We start from the raw sequence: 19,185 nt of genomic DNA on the forward strand, positions 1-19,185 counted from the left end.
TTTTAATCCTGCTGAACAATCGTATCTTTGGATAATTACCCGATATGAAAGCCCCATGCTTAGACCTTGGAATTTAACAATAGACATTGACAGATCTTCTGCAAAAGCAATTTACATCCAAATAGCAGATAATGTTGCCGCAGCCATACAATCAGGCAGGCTGCCGAGAGGAACGGCCTTACCGAGCAGTCGATCACTTGCAGCGCAGCTAAAAGTGAACCGGAATACAGTAATTGAGGCCATACAGTTGCTAGTCAGCGAAGGTTGGTTACTTAGTCAACCGCGTAGAGGTATATTTGTTGCAGCACAATTACCTTATGGCTCCAACCTATATACGGAACAAAAGATAGCATGGTCAGATCATCAGGCTCCCCAGCGCATCATCTTCGATGACGGTAATCCAGACAGTAAAATTGCGCTGGTAGAGCAGCTTGGAAGAGCTTATCGTCAACTATTTAAACGCAGTGCACGCTGGAAAATGATGGGTTATGCCGATCCGAGGGGCCATATTGATTTTCGGCAGGAAATCGCAAACATGCTTAACATCGAGCGTAACATGCGCATCAATGAAGATCATATCTGTATCAGTCGGGGTAGCCAAATGGCCATGTATCTTGTTGCCCAATGCTTGTTACAGCACAATGACTATATTTTTGTGGAATCTCCAGGATATCATTCGGCCTGGAAGATCTTTGAAAAAGCTGGTGCAAAATTAATTCCTATCCCAGTAGATGAAAATGGGCTTAAGGTTGAGGAGCTGCTACCACATCTATTGAAAAAGAATCCCATCAAGGCTTTATACCTTACCCCACATAGACAATATCCAACCACCGTCACATTAAGCAAAGAACGCCGTGCTCAATTAGTTGAGCTATCCAACAAATATAACTTTGTAATCATCGAAGATGATTACGATTACGAATTTCATTTTGAACAAGCCCCCTATTACCCGCTCGCCTCACAGCCTGAACTGATCAATAATGTTTACATCGGCACGTTGAGCAAAGTGGTTGCGCCAGCACTCCGTATCGGTTATCTTGCAACGAGAAACGAATATCTGCTCCAGCAAATTACCGAACTCCGATCCATCATCGATATTCAGGGAGACAACATCATGGAGCAAGCAGTGCTCGAGCTCATTCAGGATGGAACCATCCGTAGACATATCCGAAAGGCAACACAGCTGTACAAAAAGAAACGTGATTTTATGGTCGCCCAATTGGATAAATTTCTACCGGATCATGTGGAGTATACATCCCCTAAAGGAGGATTGGCCATATGGCTATCCCTTAAACACCAAATCAACTGGGCGTTGTTATTCCAAAAACTAAAGGAAAAATCAGTACATATACCGCATCCCGAAAATTACACTAAAGAACGTACATTTGGTGGAATACGACTCGGCTATGGCTCTTTATCGGAGGAACTGATTAAAGAAGGAATTACGATTCTGGCCGAAGTGTTGGAACAGTCAAAGCTTCAATCCTAATCAATTTCAATTAGTCGTTTGGCTAGACCATTTTCCAATTTGGACGAACGTCATTAGATTAAAATTCTGAAAACACAAACACATTCAATATTTAATTTCGCCTCATTAAAACCGTTTAGAAGATTAGTATAGGCAATACGTAAAAAACAGTTAAAAGTGTTGCTAAAAGGTAATTATTTTGTCAAAAATCATTTTTTTCACTTATCAATCGCACAAATTAACCGTAGTTTTACAGTGCAAAAACGCACAGAGCTATTCCAATTGGATAGCGATACAATAAGAGAGAATGGAGTACATTAATTTATGACGGAGAGAATACCCAGCAGGCCATATGCCGCAATAACCGGTATTGGCGGATATATTCCACCGAATAAGAGATCAAATACAGATTTAGAACAGTTTTGCGATACATCCGATGAATGGATTATCAAACGTACAGGTATTAAGGAACGAAGAATTTTAGAAGAGAATCTTGCCACATCAGATATGGCTGTAAAAGCGATACAGAATCTGGCGGAACAATATCATAAAAACCTGAAAGATGTAGATGCGCTCATTGTAGCGACTTCTACACCCGATATGCCGATGCCGGCAACAGCCAATATTATTTTAGAAAAATTAGGGCTTTCTCATGTCTGGGCTTTTGATGTCAACGCAGCTTGCTCTGGATTTCTATATGCCCTGGATATGGCTGCTGCTTTGGTGGAGACAGGACGTTACAAAAACGTACTTGTTGTAGGAGCCGATAATATCAGTACATATGTAGATTTAAAAGACCGATCAACCAATATTCTTTTTGGGGATGGTGCTGGCGTTATCTGGCTGGAGCCTTCATTAGAAGGGGGTATTATGGACGCTTATCTTTGCAGTAACGGCGCGGGAAAAGAATTTTTAAAAATAGAGGCTGGTGGTTCTTTGTATCCCATCGACAGTAATCTTCCTGTAAATGACAACAGATTTCTGAAACAAGATGGTAAAACTGTATTCAGACATGCTGTACAGTCTATGAGCGATGCGTGTACTACGGTGTTGCAACGCAACAACCTACAGATTGAAGATATCAGCTGGTTAATTCCACATCAGGCCAATCAGCGGATCATCGATGCTGTTGGACGTAGCCTTAATATACCAGAAGGCAGAGCTCTAAGTAATATAGAATACCTAGGAAATACGATTGCTGCCACAATTCCATTATGTATTTGGCAAAATATTAAAAAATTAAATACAGGTGACTTAGTCATGTTAACCGCCTTTGGCGCCGGTTTCTCTTGGGGAGCCAGCCTATTTAAATGGATGATTTAAGCATTAAAACTTTTGTCGTCATAAAATTCACACTATGATTAAATGCCAGAGATTTCTGATTTCTGGCATTTTTTATTTTCTCTTTTAAAAATCAGCTGTTCTTTTTCCATACTAGCGATTTCGCCTATGCTGATCTACCCCCTTAATAATTTAATGACAAGCCTACACCAAACCCCATATCACTATCATAATGCGTTCTAAAGGCCATATTTTTGGTGATGACATAGTTTAGCCCCATCATATATTCACGATCTGAATTGACCATAAAATCACCACGGATCCTTCTGGAGATCGGAATATCTTCACGCATCAGTTGCAGTCGTATAATGCCATCGTGATAAACCTCTGCCTGAACGTTAACCAGCATGGGCAAAGTATACATAAAACCTAAACTTAGCGCTTTGCGGCTATCTTTTTTATTTGCCTGTCCGAAAATATTTGTTTCATGTTCATCCTCCCCCATACGGCGGTAACGATAATCAAAGCCTACAAAAGGCATAAACCATTGCATCTTCCCGAAGAATCGGCCTAAATGGGTTTCCACCTCATAACCGTGCATATCATTATAGCCCAATCGCCATTCCGAACCAAGCTGCCAACGTGCATTCTGAAACATTGCCTGCCCATCATTTCCATTTGTCGCAAAATCATTTTGCGCCATGAAATGCGTCATATTACTTTCCATTTGCAGTTCTTTATAGGCTTTGGTTTTGTTCGGAAGGTAGGGGTTTTGGTAATCCCCAACAGCGAAAACTCGATTCATACCAGCCATCATATGGTACAAAATGTGGCAATGAAAAAACCAGTCCCCCTCTTCATTCGCTAAAAATTCGATCGTATCGGTTTCCATAGGCATAACATCAACCACATTTTTCAGCGGCGCATTAGCTCCTTTTCCATTCAGCAGGCGAAAGTCAAAGCCATGCAGATGTATGGGATGACGCATCATTGAATTGTTATAGAGGGTAATGCGCAATACCTCACCCTTTTTTACAGGTATCTTATCCGTCTCAGAGAGAATTTTGTTGTCCATGCTCCATACATAACGGCTCATATTTCCGGTAAGCGTAAATTTGAGATCTCGTATGGGGGCTTCTTTCTGGAATTCAGTCGCCTGAGGAGACTCTAGCATCGCATAGTTCAGCGTGACAATATTACCTAATGCATTGGCATTATAACGATTGGGATCTTCGTCCATGTTCATTTGTCCATGATCCATACCGCTATGTTTATTGTGATCTTCTTTTTTCTTTCCATCGCCTGTAATTTCGGGATACATCACCACATTCATATCCATCTGATTCAGACTCATCTTCATGCCCATATCATTGAGATCGCCATTCATCTTCATCATGTCGTTCATCATCTTCATTCCTTCAAAATATTTAAGGCGGGGAAGTGGGGAGATCAACTGTTTGATACCATTACCGATAAAATAGCTTGTAGATTGTGAGCGATCTTCCGTGGTTGCCATAAATTCATAAGCTGTAGCTTCATTTGGGATTGTTACAACGACATCATAAGTCTCCGATACTGCGATCATTAATCGATCGACCTCCACTGGTACCACATCATTCCCATCATTTGCAACAACGGTAATTTTACCACCTGCGTAGCGCAGCCAAAAATAAGACGAAGCACCACCATTGGAAATTCGTAAACGCACTTTATCTCCTGCTTTCAATGCTTTACCATTCACCGAATTCAAATCCGTGGAATGAGCCCCGTTCATCAAGACCTTATCATAATAAACGTCACTGACATCCATCGCAAGCTGACGTTTCCATTCATTCGTGACTTTCGTCTTAAACTTTCCTGCTTTAATAGCTTCAACGTACGATTGTGTTGAACCTTTTTTTATCGCAGCCCAATCGTTTGCTGTATGTAGCATCCGCTGTATATTATCTGGATTGTAATTTGTCCATTCACTCAATATGACGGGAATCGTGGGTAAATCATCAATTCCTTTTCGGAAAGTCTTATCATCAGCACGCTTGTTGAGAATCAGGCTACCATACATACCGATCTGTTCCTGCAGGCCTGAATGCGAGTGATACCAATGTGTACCATGCTGGATTATCGGAAAACGATAGGTGTAAGTTGAATTTGGTTTTATCGGTTCCTGCGTCAAATGCGGTACACCGTCTTCTTTGTTCGGCAAAAAAATACCATGCCAGTGTAGCGAAGTACTCTCTTTTAACTCATTGTGAACAACAATCTCTGCCGTATCTCCTTCTGTAAAAGTCAAGGTAGGCATCGGAATCTGTCCATTTACAGCGATTGCCCGTTTTGATTTGCCGGCATAATTGACGGTTGTATCCCGTACATAAAGGTCGTGACGAACCACTTTCTGGGCCAGCACAGTCAGTTGCGCCATCAATAGTAAAACAACGGTTAATATATTACTCTTTTTACTCATCTTAATTCATTTACTTAATTAGTATTCTGTTACCCATAGGTCCTACCCCATACTGATAGACCAACCTCACACCCGGATGCCCCGTGATCAGTGGTGTAACTGACAAACTTATCAACAAAATCAATATTAAATAGTTTATCCAGACTTTTGTATCACTGCGAAGTCCTACACCACGTACAGTTGCCATTCTAAAAGCCAACCAATATGAAAATAATCCATAGGGAGGCGATTAGTTTAACGTTTCTACGGTGCTTCCACAACCGATCATTTGCGCCCCATAGAAAGGATTTTTTATCGCGTTCTCTTTACTGAGCCAATGCGCCCCCTTGCCATTATCATACATGGGACAATGCTGATAATAAATAGGTCCATCCAATTTACTCACCTTGAGAAGTTCATAAAAAGCGTTTGAAAGAGAAGCAAAAGTCACGCGTTGCTTAGCCACATCTTTATTTTGGGCGATGCCCGATGCATCAGCTGCTAAGCTATTCATCACCTTCATCCAAACCGTATGTTCGGCAGCCGTAAGCTTATTCATATCGACTGCTTTGATCGCTTCCTTCAACGCGGTGGCTTTGACTGCAGCTCCCTGTGCGTCGGTCTTCACCAAAGCATCTTTTAGCCCCAAATAATGGTTTACCAACTGGCCAAACGCTGTCTTCTCTTTTTCAGGTTCTGTTATCTTCGAAGGGTGAACATGGGAAGCATTATTTGCTGTTAGGCCGCCCTGATTGTGCTTATTATGATCGACCTGCTGTTCAGCTCGATTTTTTAATGCTGGTTTTAGCACGCGTTCATATTGCTCAGCTTTAGCCAATTGCGCATAGACATCATCTGGAGCCAGGAACTTTTCATTGTCGAAGCCTGCCAATGCTATACGCTTAAGAACTTCATCAGCACTTGTTTTTGAAGGATCATAAGTAATAGATGCTAGTTTGGATGTCGGATCCCAGTCAACGATCGCAGTGTGTCCATCGCTGCCAACTTTTTCAATTATCTTTTTAACAGCCGTAGTGTTTCCGAAGATCTTTACTGTGGCTGTCTTTGCATTTTTTATTTGTCCATATGTATATTGAGTGGATAGTAATACCGAGATTACCAAACCAAGTAATGAAATTAATCTCATGATTATGATATGTTGTATATAAATGAATACTGATGAAAATTACGGTACAGCAATCAATAGATGTATGCATTGAATCCGATAGATCCAAAGGGATTTTCATAAGCTAAATAAATCGGGCTCGGACAGAAAACCTATCCAAAAAGACATAACATGGGATATCAGTCTATTGTTGAGCGAGCTGAGGAGGCTGCCAAATGGATATATATATATCTGTACAAAAAGGTTGCTTATAGCGTGCATAGGAGCTTGAAGCATCGGCATACGCCGGTAAAATCTGCGGAGCTTCGATTACTGACACAATAAAACTATATTGAAAGGAGAAACGGCAAGACTTTTCTCCACAGCGCTTACTGCAGTCATCTACCCGATCGTCTGAAGCCGCCGACTCAGCTCCATTATCTTTACAACAATCGACGGTTGCTGTGTCTCTTGTCTTTTGCGTTTCATCAAGACAACATGATTTTTCTTCCTGACTGTTTTTTTCGGACGGCGCATGGCAGGCAAATAACCTATTTGGAGCAAAAAAAAGCCCCATAATACAGATTATAAATACGATACCGCGTTTTATCCACATAACGGATTGAAATTTGCGAAGTAACTACATACGTTACTTCTGAAGTAAATGTCGGTAGAATTTTTGAATGAACAATTGTACTATTTTATTTTTTGTTTATGATATTTCAATAAGGCCTATTTTGACACGCTATTTAAATACATAAAACTACTTTTCAATTTGCCTAATCCAGTTAAGCATCAGCAGACAGGCAGGCGCATATACACCACCATGGTCAAAGCCCTGCAGCTGATAGAGTGAGGTTTTTGTATGTCCAACCTGCTTTAATATTGCTGCCAAATGTGCATTTTCCTCGAATCGTGCAGCCATTTCCAATTGCTGATCGCCGGTGATCAGGAGGATGGGCGGCGCATCTTTGCGTACAAATGAAAGTGGTGCAAACTGATCAATCTGAGGAATCACCATCGATTGTCCACGTTCCTTTTTTATTGTATAATGTGTATTGGTCTGTCCACTGATTGGTGCCAGGCCTTTTATACGATCTGCATCAACACCAAATTTTTGAAGATAATGCTTATCTAAGCCTACCATTAAAGCCAAATACCCACCCGCCGAATGGCCCGAAACATAAATTTTTGAAGGATCTCCACCATAATTGGCAATGTTTGAGAATGCCCAGGCAACAGCTTCTGCAGCATCTTCAATATATTCAGGGGCTTTTGCTTTAGGACTTAATCGATAATTGACCGCTATAACCGCCACACCTTTCTCTTTAAGTTCAAGTGGAATAAATTTATTCCCCTCTTCTAATCCACCCCCATGAAACCAAACAATGGTAGCAAAATTTTTACGATCTGTCGGGATATAAATATCCAATTTACAACGTTCTTTCTTATAAGAATCCGGCTCGTTAGGTTTGCAATACGCAACATCGGTAGTCGTTTTATAGTGCTGCGCAAAAATCAAACTTGGCGAAAACAGGAAAAAAGAGATAATAAGGAATTTGAAGGACATATGAATCGTATTTAAGTCTTACATCCCTTAAAGGTAACAAACTTTAAGAGAAACCATTTAATTGCACTAAAATAAGTTTCAATTTTAGCCTTTTTATTATATCTTGATAATTAGCTGGAAACAGATATAACAAAACACAAATTTTCCTGTTATTAACGTAAAAAACATGTATTAAAATAGAAAACAGAGTCACATTATATGGAACGGATAAAAATTGAAACCGCTATCAACGTGCGCGTAGAAACGGTCTGGAACGCGTATAACTCGGCAGAAGATATCATGCAATGGAACCATGCCTCAGATGATTGGCACTGCACAAGTTCAATCAATGACTTACGCATTGGAGGAAAGTTCAAAAATCGAATGGAAGCAAAAAATGGATCGATGGGGTTTGATTTTGAAGGCAGCTATACCGCACTAGAGCCTTTTAAAAAAATAGCCTATGTCATGCCTGATGGACGTCATGTTGAAGTCAACTTCAATGCTAAAAAATCTGTAATTGAAGTCACCATAATTTTCGATGCTGAATCTGAAAATTCGATTGATATGCAGCGTAATGGATGGAAGGCCATACTCGAAAACTTCAGATCTTACGTTGAAAATACTTATGCAACTACACAAAACGGATAATGAATTGGTGACGGACCAGCTTAGCTTGTTATTTCACTCCATCACCTTTTAAATAAAGGATATCTTTAGGATTCTTAAAAGTATAGTTATATTTAGCCACAAATTCGTCTTCCCTTCACCATACATAAGGGGGACCGACAAAAACAAAACGCGATAAAAAGATTACATATGACAATAATTAACAATTATGAAGAGTACAAAGCCTTTGAAGGAAAATCATTAGGCGAATCCCAATGGCATGTTATTGATCAAAAACAAATTAATCAATTTGCGGATGCAACACTCGACCATCAATGGATTCATTTAGATAGTGAAAAAGCAAAAACTGATAGCCCTTTTAAATCGACTATCGCCCATGGCTATCTGACTTTGTCCCTCATTCCCTATTTATGGAAACAAATAGCTGAAGTAAGAAATGTCAAAATGGAAATCAATTATGGGATCGAAAACCTACGTTTTGCACAGCCCGTTTTGGTTGACAATGCGGTGCAGCTACATACACTGGTAAAGTCTGTCGTCAATTTAAGAGGTGTTATCAAAGTAACCATAGAAGCTACATTGAAAATCAAAGATAGTGCAAAACCGGCTTACGTAGGTGACGTCATCTTTTTATATCATTTCAATTAGTCGCAGCTTTAGGTTCACAGAAATTAGCGAATTCCTATCAATGCACAATCGCTATCAAATAAAGCATATTACAAATCATAAGGAATACCCTTATGATTTGTTGCTTTTAGCAGACGAAACGGTACATGCAATCGATAAATACCTTTACGACTCCCTAGTGTATGTTGTATATGACGTGAAAATGCCGATTGCTGTTTTTTGTTTATATCCGGTCGATTCAGAAACATTGGAAATTAAAAACATTGCCGTATCTCCAGCATTTCAAGGCATGGGACTCGGAAGCCAATTGCTTGATTTTATTAAGGCCAATTACCAGCAATATGCTAACCTTATCGTAGGTACCGCCGATTGTGGACTAGCACAAATTCGTTTCTATGAACGAAATGGATTTGTTAAATACGGAATTCGTAAAGACTTTTTTATCAAAAATTATGAGCGGTCTATATATGAAAATGGCCAGTTATTGAAAGATATGATTATGTTGAGGTACAATAAATAACTACCTTTGAAAGAGGCAACTAACAGAATTGATTCAACGGAACTTTATTTATATAAACAGATGAAATTGACTGCCATTCACCCCAAACTACCGATGCGCAATAAATCCATTACAAAGGATTTTTATGTACATAAACTTGGTTTTTCATTGATCGGGAACGTCGATTACGAGGGCTATCTCATGCTAAAAAAAGATCATATTGAAATCCATTTTTTTGAATTTAGAGAACTTTTACCCAAAGAAAATTATGGTATGGTGTACGTCCGTACAGACGATATTGACCGCTTGTATCAATCTTTTCAGGAAAACAACGTAGCTATACACCCCAATGGAAAACTTGATACCAAGCCTTGGGGTCAGCGTGAGTTTTCAATTTTGGACCCCGACAGCAACCTCATAACCTTTGGGCATGACGCTGAATTCCAAAAAGCCCACTAAGATTGTGTTAATTAGCATAATCTCCTAGTGGGCCGGGCATTTTTTATATTATTTTTTAGCCAAAAAGATCCGAACTCAAGTAACGGTCACCGCGGTCGCAGGCAATAAATACAATAACGCCCGCTTCAATTTCATTCGCAATTTTGAGTGCTCCGGCTAAAGCTCCCCCCGTACTCATCCCCGCAAAAACACCTTCGCGCTTAACAAGCTCCCGGGCAAGTTCAGTGGCCTCCTGTTGGGATATATCGAGAACGCGATCTACTCTGCGCGGATCAAAAATCTTAGGTAAATAGGCCTCGGGCCAACGCCGTATACCTGGTATGGATGATTCAGGAGTGGGCTGGCAACCTACAATCTGAATGGCTGCATTTTTTTCTTTCAGGTAGATGGAGTTACCCATGATTGTTCCTGTGGTGCCCATGGCGCTTACAAAATGTGTAATCTTGCCATCTGTGTCACGCCAGATTTCAGGACCTGTGGTCTTGATATGTGCTTGGTAATTATCTGGATTCGCAAATTGATTCAATATATAATAGCCCTCTTTTTCAGCCTTTTCTTCCGCATAATCACGGCATATTTCCATCGATTCCAACAGGGTAACTTTCGCTCCATACGCCTCCATCGTAAGCGTTCGCTCGCGGGTGGAAGAAGCGGGCATCACAAGTTCTAGGCTCAGCCCATATATACCTGCAATCATAGCCAATGCGATTCCTGTGTTACCACTCGTTGCCTCAATCAATTTGCTATCTTTTGTAATATCGCCACGTTCCATCGCTGAACGGATCATATTGAGCGCTGCACGATCTTTAACTGAACCAGCTGGATTATTACCCTCCATTTTCGCAAAAATCTTCACCTTCGGGTTGGTATGGAATTGCGTAATCTCGACTAATGGCGTATTTCCAATCGTATCTATGATATTTCCCATGGTATTTAATTTATTGGTTTCGAATCTATAAACTTTGATGTAGCTTGATGATATACCGTGGTATACGGCTCTACAGAACTTGTCAACCACACATTACCGCCAATCACCGAATGATGCCCGATCTGTGTTTCGCCGCCAAGAATGGTAGCACCGGAATAGATAATCACATGATCACCTATAGTCGGATGCCGCTTTACATTGGAAAAAACCTTATCCACACTCAGTGCGCCTAAAGTTACCCCCTGATAAAGCTTTACATAATTACCAATAGTACAAGTTTCACCAACAACCAGTCCGGTTCCGTGATCAATATGCAAATGATGCCCTATCGTTGCTCCAGGATGTATATCTATTCCAGTTTTGGAATGAGCATGCTCCGTCAATATACGTGGTATCAAAGGAACACCCAAACGATGTAGTTCATTGGCCATCCGGAAAATACAGATCGCAAAAAAACCAGGATAAGTACGTACGACCTCTCTCTTGTTCTGCGCCGCAGGATCCCCGTCCATCAATGCATCAGCATCCCAGCACATCAATTCATAAAGTTGTGGAATCCGTTCAAAGAATTTACGCGCTACGTCCGAATGATTGCAGCTTTGACAAGCTTTGGATTTGCTCAAAAGCTGCTCCAGTTCCAATTCAAATTGCTCAAAAGCGAGCTTCACATCATCGACAGATTTCATATCGCCTGAATTTCGTTCCGGAAAGAGCACATCCAAAATTCGGATAGCCCATCCACAGATCTTCTTATTAGAAGGCATTTCTAAAACAGCCAATTGCTGCTCATAGATATGTTGATAAAAATCATGCATCTTCACTAATTTATTGAAACAAATATACTATACAATATTGATAGATTAAGCCTTATACTAAAAAACTTAACGGCTTTGACCATCACTTTAAATCCGCTCGCTGATGGAATAAATCGTTTGGCCTAAAGAACCAAACGCTCAAACAACGCTCTCAATGTTACTTCTGGATCTTCACACAAACCGGGATGTGAGGCCGAACATTGGATCAAGGTACTCCGCTTCGCTGTCAACCAACGAAAACGTTCGGTGATATCCAGCTCAGCAAGTTTGCCAGCATCTCTTTCTCCATGACAGATTCGCTGGAAAGAAGACAGGTGATTTTCAATCATTTCCAATTCAATATCCGGACAAAGCGACCGCGCTTTCTGTTCATTGACAAAATAAATCATTTTCGCATAACGGTACTTGCGACAATACAGAGCTACACCCACGTTAATAAATTCCTCGCGTTCCACCCGTGGTATCAAACGTACCACAGCGTACTCATATAAGGTCTTTTCTGGCATCTTCAATTTGCTTTACAAAAATGGATGAATTGGCTACACGGCGTTTCAAGAAAGAAACATATACTTCTCGCGCATCCGCCGCCGAAAGTTCACGTTCGGAATCTTCCAACCACTCATCCGGTACCACGGCTAATATGTCACGAAATACCGTCTCCGTAAAAAGTGAACGATATTCCGCATCTATCTCCCCCACCCTACTGGCATTTTTTAACAGTACGTGATCTTTAATCTGAACAAATGGCTTTAACGACTGTTCCTCCCAGTTATCCCAGCTGTGATGGAAATATAAAGCAGCTCCATGATCTATTAACCAAAGTTCTTTGTGCCATATCAGCATATTTGTGTTCCGAACAGTTCGGTCCACATTCATTAAGAGTGAATCTAGCCAAACAATCTTGGATGCTTCTTCCGCCGCAATAACGTCAACATTTGCATCGAATGTGATGGCTCCGCTCAGAAAATGTAGACCTAGGTTTTTGCCCACACTGAATTTAAGTAGATCCTGAATTTCTTCATCAGGCTCTGTCCGACCAAAGGACTCGTCCAAATCGGCAAACACAATTTCGGGCACGCGCAATTTTAACAGTCTTGCCAGCTCTCCGCCAATCAATTCGGCGATGAGGGCCTTCCGCCCTTGCCCTGCTCCCCTAAATTTTATGACATAACTGAAGCCATCATCAGCATCGACCAGTGCCGGTAAAGACCCTCCCTCCCGAAATGGCTGTACATATCGAATGATCTTTACTTTCCTAATAACAGGTTGTTGAAAATCCATGAATTTATTTTTTTTATTAGCTAAAGTTGGTAAACTAATCCACTCTTTTAAAACTATCCCAATTAAACATTTTAGCAAACAGAAAGCAAGAAATCTACACCATGTATTTGAGCATTGCCTAGTGCTTTACCCTGCGAACTTTATATTGTGGTAATATCCAAAATTATTATCTATATTTTATTAATAAAGCATAAATTGTACATTCATTTGACCGTCGGAAGTATTATTTTCTAATTATATTTGTAATGTAATCACAACTTGTCTCATCAAGTTTCTTCAATCAACGATATGGATACCATTCAGGAATATAACAATGTGATCAAGCATTGTCAGGATTTATTTATAAAAAAAACAAAAGATTATGGAACAGCTTGGCGAATTATGCGCCTATCTTCCATTACAGATCAGATTTATATCAAAGCACAGCGTATACGCACACTAGAAATCAAAAAAGTTTCCAAAGTAGGCGAGGGAATCGCTGACGAATATATTGGTATCATAAATTATTGTGTCATGGCCATGATTCAGATTGATTTGGGAGAAGATGGCGAAGAAAATTTGGATACAGACTTTGTGAATCAAAAATATACCGAAAAGGTGACTGAAACCAGAGATCTTATGCTCGCTAAAAATCATGATTACGGTGAAGCTTGGCGCGATATGCGTGTATCTTCCATGACAGATCTGATCTTAATGAAAATACACCGAGTTAAACAAATCGAAGATAATGACGGGCAAACACTTGTTTCTGAGGGTATTCCTGCTAATTATCAGGATATGCTCAATTACGCAGTTTTTGCATTGATTAAATTAGGAATAGCACAACAATAACCGGATTATGACATTGACACAGCAGCGTACCAAAACGAATTATTTATTAGGGTTTTGCCGAATTTTTACCGGACTTCTTTTCATATTCTCAGGCTTTATAAAAGCCAATGACCCGACCGGGTTTGGCTATAAGCTCCAAGAATACTTTGAGGTGTTTCATCTCACAGCCTTTAATGAGTATGCTACCGCAATCGCTGTTGTGATCTGTGGTTTTGAAATTCTATTAGGAGCACTATTATTATTGGGGCTATATGGCAATACAGTTGCTTGGGGCCTACTCCTGCTGATCCTATTTTTCACCTTTTTGACCTTCTATTCGGCTTTTTTCGAGGTTGTAACCTCCTGTGGATGCTTTGGCGATGCAATCCCCCTCACACCTTGGCAATCATTTTCCAAAGACATCGTGCTGCTGGCGTTGATTCTAGTAATATTTTTTAACCGAAAACAGTTGCGATCGATTATCAAAGGATCAGGCAATCAATTTGTTGTTACAATGATTACAGCGGTTATCTCCTTAGGTATCGGTATTTATACTGTAAACTACCTCCCATTTATTGACTTTTTACCCTATAAGGTTGGCAACAATTTACCTTCGTTAATGGTATTGCCAGAAGGCAAACAAGGGGATCTGTTTGAGCAAATCTATACCATGAAAAATAAAAAGACAGGCGAAACTAAAAAGGTCAACGACAAAACTTATATGGCTGATAAACTATGGGAAGATGAATCATGGGAAATTATAGGTGAACCTGAGAGTAAATTAGTCAAAAAGGGTTATGATATTCCTATTCCAGATCTTTTGATCACTGATGCAGACGGAGCTGATCACACACAAGAAATCATTGCAAACCCTTATTACAATCTTATTATCGTTGCAAAAGATCTTTCGACGGCCAATATTGATGCCATCCAAAAGATCAATCAATCCGCTATCCAGTTAACAAAGGATTATAACGGACTCCGTGTCGTCCTATTAACCGCGTCAGCATCGAAAGACGCTCAATATCTGAGTGATAAAATGCAATTAATCGCGGAGATATTCTACGCCGATCTAGTTCCTTTGAAAAGTATGGTCAGAGCAAATCCAGGCGTACTACTCTTAAAAGGAGGAAACGTGATCGGAAAATGGCATTATAATAATTTTCCGGATGCCAAATCCATTGAAGATGAATTTCTAAGTAAAGACAAATAATACCTATGCCTAAACCTATATTTTTGATTGGTTATATGGGAAGTGGAAAAACTACCCTTGGTAAAAAACTTGCCAGTAAACTAGAGCTGCCATTTATAGACACTGATGAGGAGATCGTCAAGCAAATCGGCATGAGTATTACTGAGTATTTCGCGCAATATGGCGAAGATGCATTTCGCGCATTGGAACGCGAGCAATTGCGTAAATTTGCGGAGAAAGCAGCTGTAATCTCAACAGGGGGCGGTGCACCTTGTTTCTTCGACAATATGGATTGGATTAAGGCAAACGGCTATGCAGTGTATTTACACATGTCTCCAAAAGCACTATTTGACAGACTTTCGCAATCAAAACTTCACAAAAGACCGATTCTGATCGGAAAATCACCTGAAGAACTCCGCTTATTTATTGAAGAAAAACTGATCGAAAGAGAGCCTCATTATACGCAAGCCCATCTAACAATCGATCAATTAAATACCAGTGTCGAAGAACTGGCCGATCTGATTATTGAGCACAATAAATAAACAATGAAATCTCGTATCGCCCACTATTTCCTCTTATTGATCTGCCTGGTATTAAGCAGTTGCTTGCGGCATGGAGACAATACGGACGGCTTGCCGGTAGGTAAACGCTTAAAACTCCAGCATGTTGAGGAATTATATCAGTTTTTGACCTATGACGATAATCGCTATCCTTTGGTCAGTTTGCATCGCGGTGGCCCGACATCCGGATACCCCGAGAATGCTATCGAAACATTTTCTTATAATGCGAACTTGCAGCCAGTCATTATTGAGTGTGATGTACGCCTCAGCAAAGATTCAGCATTGGTATTAATGCATGACAATACGTTAAACCGTACAACAACGGGCAGAGGGCCTGTGAACGCCAGCACCTTGTCGGAACTCAAACAGCTACGTCTATTGGATAATTACAAAAAAATAACACCATATCAGATCCCAACGCTGGAAGAAGCGCTATCTTGGGGAAAAGGTAAGGTAATTTTCACCTTAGATATAAAGAATGATGTTCCTTATGAAGCTGTTATCAATGCTATCCGTAAGCAACGTGCAGAATCTAGTGTGGTCATCATTACCTACAGCGCCAACCAAGCAGCCAAGGTCCATAATCTCGCTGGCGACTTAATGATTTCGGCTTCTATCAATACCGTGAACGATCTTGCCAGGCTTAATGAAAAAGATATTCCAGACAACCGCCTATTAGCCTTTGTAGGAACGCGAGAAGCGGATCCTCAGTTGACAAAAATACTCCACGATCATGGTATCATGTGTATATTGGGTACACTTGGTAATTTGGACAAACAAGCAGATAAAAAAGGCATTCAAGTTTATGCAGGATTTATTGATCGAGGTGCAGATATACTGAGTACGGATCGTCCTACCGAAGCAGGACGAGCGCTGAATTTCTATATCAAGAAAAGAGGAATCACTTCAAAATTTATTCAGTAATATCCCTGATTTGACTGCGTCTTCTTTTGGCTGTCAAAACTATATTTACATTCTTTTTTCCGCGATTTTTGATGGGCAATTCTTCTGAACAGTTTATAAACCTCGAACCATAGTACAGATACAGCGGCAACGGCGAATGTTATGCCTAATTCATGTCCGCTCAGCGCGGTTACGTTAAAAAAATCGGCCACCGGCCCCACATAGAGTATCACAGCCAAAAATAGGAGCACAGCGATTGAAATACCCAACAGCAACAGATTTCTATTTTTAAAACTTTCAAAGATGCTATAGTGGAAAGATCTGTTTGCATAACTCAACAAAATATTAGCAAAAATTAAAGTGGAGAAAACCATTGCCCTTGTTTTCTCTTCCGTATCACCCTGCTGAACGGCAAGTTGATACACAAATAGAATCCCTATCGTGATGATAACCCCTTGAACGATGCTTATGCCAAGCTCATTGATACTCAAAAAGGTATCGCTCATTGCTCTGGGAGGACGTTTCATGGTATCTTTTTCAATTGGTTCGTTTTCATAGACAATCGAACAAGTAGGCCCCATCACTAACTCAAGAAAAATTACATGTACGGGGCTAAAAATCTGTGGAAATACCCAACCCAAAAACAATGGAAGCGATACGGTTAAAATAATGGGGATATGAATAGAAATAATATATTGAACCGCCTTCTTGATGTTTGCATAAATTCTTCTCCCAGCTGCTATACCGATGGTCAATTTTTCTAAATCATCGTTCGTGATGATGAGTGCTGCAGCTGATTTTGCAATTTCAGTACCTTTATCGCCCATAGCCACTCCTATATGAGCAGCTTTCAATGCCGGCCCGTCATTTACTCCATCGCCAAGCATAGCAACGACTTCACCGCTCTTTTTCAGCGCATTTACAACGGCCAATTTAGCATCTGGGAACATTCTTGTAAATAAGGTTGTTCTCTCCGCTAACGCTATTATTTCAGCTTCCGATTGGCTCACTATTTCGCTGCCATTGACTGGCGGGGTTAAGCTAATAATTCCAGCCTGGGCCGCTATTGCCTTAGTGGTGTCAGCATTATCACCGGTTATTACTTTAACTTTAATCCCCGCGGCATAGATATGCTCGAAAACTTTTTCAATATCCTTTTTAGGTGGATCATAAAACACGGTCAGTCCTAAAAATTCAAACGCAAAATCCTGTTGCTTTGTAGGAAAATTATCGCCTTCGAATTTCGCCTTGCCCACGCCCAACAGACGAAATCCCTGCTCTCCATAGGATGTAATAATACCTCTAATTTTATTTTTCTCATTATCGGAAAGCCTAGAGACACTAAGAATAGCCTCAGGAGCGCCCTTAGCTGCAATAATCCTTTCTTTATCGCGATTTTCGAAAAGATGAGTCATCATCGGTGGCTTGCCTTCCAGGGGATATTCATGAAATAGCTTGAATCCATTTCTAAGGTCCTGCTGCTGCGTTTTTTCGTATATTTTATGCAACGTAATTTCCATCGGATCAAAGGGCACAGGCTCACTACTCCACATGGCGTAATCGATAAGTTCACTCAGCGCTGGATCACCAAACTCTTCCTGTTTATACGAGGCATCACTAGCGTAATTATACAGGTATTTTAACTGCATTGAATTTTGGGTAATCGTTCCCGTCTTATCCGTGCAGATCACAGTGGTACTACCCAACGTCTCAACAATACTGCTTCTTTTGATTATAATTCCTTGACGCATAAGTTTCCAAGCACCCAGTGCCATAAATGTTGTGAATGCAACAGGAATCTCTTCAGGTAGTACTGACATGGCCAAAGTAAGCCCATTGAGCAGACTTGCCACTAAATTACCACTGTCAATAAAACTATATAGACAGACAAACAAAAAAATTAGGATACCAATAATGGCCATTGCTTTTACAAACTTTTGAATTTGCAGTTGCAACGGTGATATCTCTTCTTTAATGTTACTTATAGAATCGCCGATCTTACCAACACGCGTCTCTTTGCCGGTTTTTGTAACTTCAAAGACTGCAAGGCCAGAAACTGTAACCGTTCCGCCATACACCATGTTATCTTCGGATTTATTATCCTTAAATACGGAAAAGCTCTCTCCCGTCAAAGAAGATTCATTAACAGAAAAATCGTTACTATGTAAAATATGACCATCGGCGTTTATAATACGCCCTTCTTCAGTAATACAGAGGTCTCCCACAACAATCTCATGAGTCGGGATGTCAGTAACTTTACCATCTCGAATCACAGTGCTTAATGGTTCATTTAGCTTTTCTAGTTCTTCTAAAGCTCTCTTGCTGCGGTTATCCTGATAAAAAGAAATTGCCGTGACGGCAACAATAGCAACAAACATAAACACAGCCTCTCCATAATTCCCTACAAGGACATAAATAATGGAGATTACAATCAACAGGATCAACATCGGCTCCTTCAAAATACCGACAAGTAGTTCAAACCAGGTACTCTTATGGTTTTCGCTCAACTGATTCCAACCATATTTATATCTAGCAGCAGCAACCTCGCTTGCAGAAAGACCTTTCAAATTTTCGGGGATATTATATGACATATCGAATTAACTAGGTTAACTAAATATAATGAATAATTCCGATTTTA

The 19,185-nt window shown here is 40.3% G+C and carries 19 protein-coding genes; 10 read left to right on the forward strand and 9 right to left on the reverse strand.

Features of this window, described 5'->3' with window-relative positions; translation table 11 throughout:
- Window positions 1–55: 55 nt before the first annotated feature.
- Complete coding sequence (locus tag B3139_RS14950) at window positions 56–1,489, forward strand: PLP-dependent aminotransferase family protein (RefSeq protein WP_293884408.1); 1,434 nt, start codon at window positions 56–58, stop codon at window positions 1,487–1,489.
- A 303-nt stretch (window positions 1,490–1,792) separates the two neighbouring features.
- On the forward strand, window positions 1,793–2,791 hold the full coding sequence (locus B3139_RS14955; RefSeq protein WP_293884409.1) for a beta-ketoacyl-ACP synthase III: 999 nt from the start codon (window positions 1,793–1,795) through the stop codon (window positions 2,789–2,791).
- A gap of 142 nt (window positions 2,792–2,933) precedes the next feature.
- Here B3139_RS14955 and B3139_RS14960 read toward each other — a convergent pair whose 3' ends face one another.
- From B3139_RS14960 to B3139_RS14975, 4 genes are all read right to left on the reverse strand, one after another.
- Complete coding sequence (locus B3139_RS14960; protein WP_293884410.1) at window positions 2,934–5,210, reverse strand: multicopper oxidase family protein; 2,277 nt, start codon at window positions 5,208–5,210, stop codon at window positions 2,934–2,936.
- Window positions 5,211–5,439: 229 nt separating this feature from the next.
- Window positions 5,440–6,336: a DUF3347 domain-containing protein gene (locus B3139_RS14965; RefSeq protein ID WP_293884411.1), complete on the reverse strand. Its 897-nt coding sequence runs from the start codon at window positions 6,334–6,336 to the stop codon at window positions 5,440–5,442.
- Window positions 6,337–6,499: 163 nt separating this feature from the next.
- Window positions 6,500–6,910, reverse strand: coding sequence for a hypothetical protein (locus B3139_RS14970; protein WP_293884412.1), 411 nt, complete (start codon window positions 6,908–6,910; stop codon window positions 6,500–6,502).
- Window positions 6,911–7,057: 147 nt separating this feature from the next.
- Window positions 7,058–7,864 carry an alpha/beta hydrolase gene (locus tag B3139_RS14975; RefSeq protein WP_293884413.1) on the reverse strand — a complete coding sequence of 269 codons (807 nt, stop codon included), beginning with the start codon at window positions 7,862–7,864 and terminating at the stop codon, window positions 7,058–7,060.
- 198 nt (window positions 7,865–8,062) lie between these two features.
- Here B3139_RS14975 and B3139_RS14980 point away from each other — a divergent pair, with 198 nt between their 5' ends.
- From B3139_RS14980 to B3139_RS14995, 4 genes are all read left to right on the forward strand, one after another.
- Window positions 8,063–8,494, forward strand: a complete 432-nt coding sequence (locus tag B3139_RS14980; RefSeq protein WP_293884414.1) for an SRPBCC domain-containing protein — start codon at window positions 8,063–8,065, stop codon at window positions 8,492–8,494.
- Window positions 8,495–8,662: 168 nt separating this feature from the next.
- Window positions 8,663–9,121 carry a MaoC family dehydratase gene (locus tag B3139_RS14985; protein ID WP_293884415.1) on the forward strand — a complete coding sequence of 153 codons (459 nt, stop codon included), beginning with the start codon at window positions 8,663–8,665 and terminating at the stop codon, window positions 9,119–9,121.
- Window positions 9,122–9,161: 40 nt separating this feature from the next.
- Window positions 9,162–9,620, forward strand: coding sequence for a GNAT family N-acetyltransferase (locus B3139_RS14990; protein ID WP_293884416.1), 459 nt, complete (start codon window positions 9,162–9,164; stop codon window positions 9,618–9,620).
- Window positions 9,621–9,680: 60 nt separating this feature from the next.
- On the forward strand, window positions 9,681–10,058 hold the full coding sequence (locus tag B3139_RS14995) for a bleomycin resistance protein (protein WP_293884417.1): 378 nt from the start codon (window positions 9,681–9,683) through the stop codon (window positions 10,056–10,058).
- A gap of 55 nt (window positions 10,059–10,113) precedes the next feature.
- Here B3139_RS14995 and cysM read toward each other — a convergent pair whose 3' ends face one another.
- The 4 genes from cysM to B3139_RS15015 all read right to left on the reverse strand — a co-directional run bounded on the left by cysM (window position 10,114) and on the right by B3139_RS15015 (window position 13,082).
- The gene (gene cysM, locus B3139_RS15000) at window positions 10,114–10,986 is read right to left on the reverse strand and encodes a cysteine synthase CysM (RefSeq protein WP_209576762.1); all 873 of its coding nucleotides are present in this window, start codon (window positions 10,984–10,986) and stop codon (window positions 10,114–10,116) included.
- A 5-nt stretch (window positions 10,987–10,991) separates the two neighbouring features.
- Window positions 10,992–11,801, reverse strand: coding sequence for a serine O-acetyltransferase (locus tag B3139_RS15005; RefSeq protein ID WP_293884418.1), 810 nt, complete (start codon window positions 11,799–11,801; stop codon window positions 10,992–10,994).
- Between the two features lie 122 nt (window positions 11,802–11,923).
- The gene (locus tag B3139_RS15010) at window positions 11,924–12,307 is read right to left on the reverse strand and encodes a DUF3037 domain-containing protein (protein WP_293884419.1); all 384 of its coding nucleotides are present in this window, start codon (window positions 12,305–12,307) and stop codon (window positions 11,924–11,926) included.
- Window positions 12,285–13,082, reverse strand: coding sequence for a HipA family kinase (locus B3139_RS15015; protein ID WP_209576767.1), 798 nt, complete (start codon window positions 13,080–13,082; stop codon window positions 12,285–12,287). The genes B3139_RS15010 and B3139_RS15015 overlap by 23 nt, the downstream gene beginning before the upstream one ends.
- Window positions 13,083–13,370: 288 nt before the next feature.
- On the opposite strand from B3139_RS15015, the gene B3139_RS15020 reads away from it, so the two are divergent.
- Genes B3139_RS15020 through B3139_RS15035 form a run of 4 tightly spaced genes read left to right on the forward strand, consistent with a single transcriptional unit; the run spans window position 13,371 to window position 16,568 of the window.
- Window positions 13,371–13,913 (forward strand): DUF1599 domain-containing protein, encoded by a 543-nt coding sequence (locus B3139_RS15020; RefSeq protein WP_293884420.1) that lies wholly within the window; start codon window positions 13,371–13,373, stop codon window positions 13,911–13,913.
- 7 nt (window positions 13,914–13,920) lie between these two features.
- Entirely contained in the window at window positions 13,921–15,105 is a 1,185-nt protein-coding gene (locus tag B3139_RS15025; RefSeq protein ID WP_293884421.1) for a BT_3928 family protein, read from the forward strand.
- Window positions 15,106–15,110: 5 nt separating this feature from the next.
- Window positions 15,111–15,626 carry a shikimate kinase gene (locus tag B3139_RS15030; protein WP_293884422.1) on the forward strand — a complete coding sequence of 172 codons (516 nt, stop codon included), beginning with the start codon at window positions 15,111–15,113 and terminating at the stop codon, window positions 15,624–15,626.
- A gap of 3 nt (window positions 15,627–15,629) precedes the next feature.
- A complete protein-coding gene (locus B3139_RS15035; RefSeq protein ID WP_293884423.1) occupies window positions 15,630–16,568 on the forward strand; it encodes a glycerophosphodiester phosphodiesterase family protein in 939 nt (312 codons plus the stop codon).
- On the opposite strand, the gene B3139_RS15040 is transcribed toward B3139_RS15035, so the two are convergent.
- Window positions 16,562–19,138, reverse strand: coding sequence for a cation-translocating P-type ATPase (locus B3139_RS15040; protein ID WP_293884424.1), 2,577 nt, complete (start codon window positions 19,136–19,138; stop codon window positions 16,562–16,564). The two genes, B3139_RS15035 and B3139_RS15040, sit on opposite strands and share 7 nt — an antisense overlap.
- Window positions 19,139–19,185 lie beyond the last annotated feature (47 nt).

This window comes from Sphingobacterium sp. UBA1498, from assembly GCF_002325125.1.
Classification (GTDB): Bacteria; Bacteroidota; Bacteroidia; order Sphingobacteriales; family Sphingobacteriaceae; genus Sphingobacterium.

Bases quoted from the DNA above. Each gene is read 5' to 3' on its own strand.
- B3139_RS14950 (WP_293884408.1), top strand. From the start codon at position 56: ATGCTTAGACCTTGGAATTTAACAATAGACATTGACAGATCTTCTGCA.
- B3139_RS14955 (WP_293884409.1), top strand. From the start codon at position 1,793: ATGACGGAGAGAATACCCAGCAGGCCATATGCCGCAATAACCGGTATT.
- B3139_RS14960 (WP_293884410.1), bottom strand. From the start codon at position 5,210: ATGAGTAAAAAGAGTAATATATTAACCGTTGTTTTACTATTGATGGCG.
- B3139_RS14965 (WP_293884411.1), bottom strand. From the start codon at position 6,336: ATGAGATTAATTTCATTACTTGGTTTGGTAATCTCGGTATTACTATCC.
- B3139_RS14970 (WP_293884412.1), bottom strand. From the start codon at position 6,910: ATGTGGATAAAACGCGGTATCGTATTTATAATCTGTATTATGGGGCTT.
- B3139_RS14975 (WP_293884413.1), bottom strand. From the start codon at position 7,864: ATGTCCTTCAAATTCCTTATTATCTCTTTTTTCCTGTTTTCGCCAAGT.
- B3139_RS14980 (WP_293884414.1), top strand. From the start codon at position 8,063: ATGGAACGGATAAAAATTGAAACCGCTATCAACGTGCGCGTAGAAACG.
- B3139_RS14985 (WP_293884415.1), top strand. From the start codon at position 8,663: ATGACAATAATTAACAATTATGAAGAGTACAAAGCCTTTGAAGGAAAA.
- B3139_RS14990 (WP_293884416.1), top strand. From the start codon at position 9,162: ATGCACAATCGCTATCAAATAAAGCATATTACAAATCATAAGGAATAC.
- B3139_RS14995 (WP_293884417.1), top strand. From the start codon at position 9,681: ATGAAATTGACTGCCATTCACCCCAAACTACCGATGCGCAATAAATCC.
- cysM (WP_209576762.1), bottom strand. From the start codon at position 10,986: ATGGGAAATATCATAGATACGATTGGAAATACGCCATTAGTCGAGATT.
- B3139_RS15005 (WP_293884418.1), bottom strand. From the start codon at position 11,801: ATGCATGATTTTTATCAACATATCTATGAGCAGCAATTGGCTGTTTTA.
- B3139_RS15010 (WP_293884419.1), bottom strand. From the start codon at position 12,307: ATGCCAGAAAAGACCTTATATGAGTACGCTGTGGTACGTTTGATACCA.
- B3139_RS15015 (WP_209576767.1), bottom strand. From the start codon at position 13,082: ATGGATTTTCAACAACCTGTTATTAGGAAAGTAAAGATCATTCGATAT.
- B3139_RS15020 (WP_293884420.1), top strand. From the start codon at position 13,371: ATGGATACCATTCAGGAATATAACAATGTGATCAAGCATTGTCAGGAT.
- B3139_RS15025 (WP_293884421.1), top strand. From the start codon at position 13,921: ATGACATTGACACAGCAGCGTACCAAAACGAATTATTTATTAGGGTTT.
- B3139_RS15030 (WP_293884422.1), top strand. From the start codon at position 15,111: ATGCCTAAACCTATATTTTTGATTGGTTATATGGGAAGTGGAAAAACT.
- B3139_RS15035 (WP_293884423.1), top strand. From the start codon at position 15,630: ATGAAATCTCGTATCGCCCACTATTTCCTCTTATTGATCTGCCTGGTA.
- B3139_RS15040 (WP_293884424.1), bottom strand. From the start codon at position 19,138: ATGTCATATAATATCCCCGAAAATTTGAAAGGTCTTTCTGCAAGCGAG.